We start from the raw sequence: 2,996 nt of genomic DNA, 5'->3' as shown, positions 1-2,996 counted from the left end.
TACGTCCCCACCAACGCCCGATGCGGCGCCACCACACCCTTCGGCCGACCCGTCGAACCCGACGTGAACATCACACACGCCACATCATCCGGACCCACGGCCACCGGCGGCATCAGCTCACCGGCCGGCTCCCACGCCTCGTCCGTCCACACCAAGCGCTCCGCGAGCCCCTCCACCGACTCCCGAAGTCCCGTGCTGGACACGATCGTCGCCACACCTGCCTCGGCCACCACCAGCGCCGAACGCTCCCTCGGGAACTCCGGGTCCAGCAAGGTGTAACCACCACCCGCCTTCAACACACCCAACAGCGCCACCACCAGATCCGCCCCACGCTCAAGGCAGACCCCTACCACGTCACCCCGCACCAGACCGGACTCCACCAACCGCAGAGCCATCCGATCCGACAACTCGTCCAACTCCCCGTACGACAAACGGCGATCACCATCCACCACCGCCACCGCACCCGGAGCCCGCACCACCTGCTCCACGAACAACCCCGACACCGAACCCGCCGGCACCGCACCCGAGTCACCACCCCACCCGGACACGATCAGCTCACGCTCACCACCCACCAACACATCCACCGAACCGACCAGCTGCCCCGCATCCACCACCATCGCGGCCAACAGCGAGGCCAGCCGTCGGCCCAGCCGCTCCACCGTGCCGTGATCGAAGAGGTCGGCGGCGTACTGCAGATCCACCCGGATTCCGCCGGGCGTGCCGTCGGCCGCCCAGGCCTCCGTGAAAGCGAAGTTGAGGTCGAACCTGGCCGGAACGGTGGTGAAGGTCTCCGGTTCCAGCGTGACGCCCGGGAGCTGGAGCGCCCCCTCGTTGTTGTTCTGCAGGACCAGCATCACCTGGAACAGCGGGTGTACGGAGCTGGAGCGGACCGGGTTCAGCTCCTCCACCAACCGCTCGAACGGCACGTCCTGATGGGTGAACGCCGCCAGGTCCGTGTCACGGACCCGGCCCAGCAGCTCGCCGAAGGTGGGGGCACCCGACAGGTCGGTCCGCAGGACGAGCGTGTTGACGAAGAAGCCGACCAGGTCGTCCAGCGCCTGGTCCGAGCGTCCGGCGACGACGGTGCCGATGGGGATGTCGGTTCCCGCGCCCAGTCGTGAGAGCAGGGCTGCCAGGGCCGCGTGCAGCACCATGAACAGCGTGACGCCGTGCCTGCGCGCCAACGCCTCCAGTTCGGCGTGCAGCTCGGCAGGCAGTCCGAACTCCACCAGACCACCCGCAGGCGACACCACCCCCGACCGGGGCCGGTCCAGCGGCAGCGCCAACTCCTGCGGCGAGTCCTTCAGGACATCCGTCCAGTAGGCCAGTTGCTCACCCAGGACGTCATCGAGCAGCCCGTGCTGCCAGAGGGTGTAGTCCGCGTACTGGACGGCCAGCGGCTCCCACTCCGGCGCCTTCCCGGCCAACCGAGCCCGGTAGGCCGACGCCACCCCCTCCCACAGCGGACGCATCGACCAACCGTCGCTCGCGATGTGGTGAGTCGTCACGACGAGCACGGACTCGCCCTCGCCGAGCGTGAACAGCACGACGCGCAAGGGCAGTTCGATGGAGAGGTCGAACGGCGTGATCGCAGCCGTGCGCATCCCCTCGTCCAGCGCATCGCGCTCGCACGCCACGACCGTGAACGGGACCTGGGCGTCCTCGGCGGGCAGCACCAGCTGACGCGGCTGACCGTCGACCGCCGGATAGACCGTCCGCAGGGCCTCGTGCCGGCCCACCACGTCACCGATCGCGCCGCGCAACGCCCCGACGTCCACCGAGCCGTGCAGCCGGAACGCGAACGGGCTGTTGTACGTCGCGGACGCCCCTTCGAGCTGGTCCAGGAACCACAGCCGCTGCTGCGCGAACGACAACGGCAACACCTCCGGCCGCACCCCCGCCACCAACGCGGGCCGGGCCGGGCGGCCGTCCTTCAGCTTCTCCGCGACACCGACGACCGTGGACGCGTCGAACAGGTCACGGATGCCCAGCTCGGCGTCGAAGGTGCTGCGGATGCGGCTGATCAGCCGCGCCGCGAGGAGCGAGTGCCCGCCCAGTGCGAAGAAGTCGTCATCGATCCCCACCGACGGCGCACCGAGCACCTCCGCGAAGATCGCGCAGAGGATCTCCTCCTGTGCCGAGCGCGGGGCCCGTCCACCCTCCTCAACGGTGACGGCCGGGGCCGGCAGGGCCCGCTGGTCGAGCTTGCCGTTCGGCGTGATCGGCAACGCCTCCAACACGACCAACGCCGAGGGAACCATGTGACGCGGCAGCCGTCCCACAACAAAGTGCCGCAGTTCCTCGGAGGCGATCTCCCGCCCGGCGGCCGGCACCGCATAGCCGACGAGGCGCTTGTCGCCCGGCCGGTCCTCGCGCACCACCACCGCGGCCTGCGCCACCGCCTCGTGCCCCTGCAGCACGGCCGCGATCTCACCCGGCTCGATCCGGAAACCGCGGATCTTCACCTGGTCGTCCGCACGCCCCACGTACTCCAGCACACCGTCCGCACGCCAACGCCCCAGGTCACCCGTGCGGTACATCCGCTCACCCGGCACGCCCAACGGGTTCGCCACGAACCGCTCCGCCGTCAGACCCGCTCGACCCACATACCCGTGCGCCAGACCGGCACCCGCCGCATACACCTCACCCACCACACCCGCCGGCACCGGACGCAACCCCGCGTCCAACACGAACACCCGCTTGTTCCCCACCGGCCGACCGATCGGCAACGACGACGCCACCAAGTCGTCACCGGTGACCGCGTGGCACGTCGTGAAGCCCATGCTCTCCGCCGGCCCGTACCCGTTACCCACCCGCAACCCCGGATACAGACCCAGCACCTTCGCCACATGCGCGACCGAACCCGCCTCACCACCCGTGAACGCCGTCCGCACCCCCGCAAACGCCCCCGGATGCTCATCCACCAGATAGTTGAACAGACTCGCCGACAACTGGAGCATCGTCACACCGTGCTCCACCACCAACGCCTCGATCAC

Annotated in this window: 1 protein-coding gene; it reads right to left on the bottom strand. The window is 69.7% G+C overall.

Translation table 11 applies throughout. From position 1 onward, the window contains the following. On the bottom strand, positions 1-2,960 hold a 2,960-nt coding region (locus ABZW03_RS39235; RefSeq protein ID WP_355269421.1), incomplete at its 3' end, for a condensation domain-containing protein. Between the last annotated feature and the right edge of the window lie 36 nt (positions 2,961-2,996).

Source organism: Kitasatospora sp. NPDC004799 (assembly GCF_040609095.1).
In the GTDB taxonomy this organism is placed as follows: Bacteria; Actinomycetota; Actinomycetes; order Streptomycetales; family Streptomycetaceae; genus Kitasatospora.
Note: the sequence above shows the minus strand (reverse complement) of the source record. Positions and strands in the feature narration are given on the sequence as shown.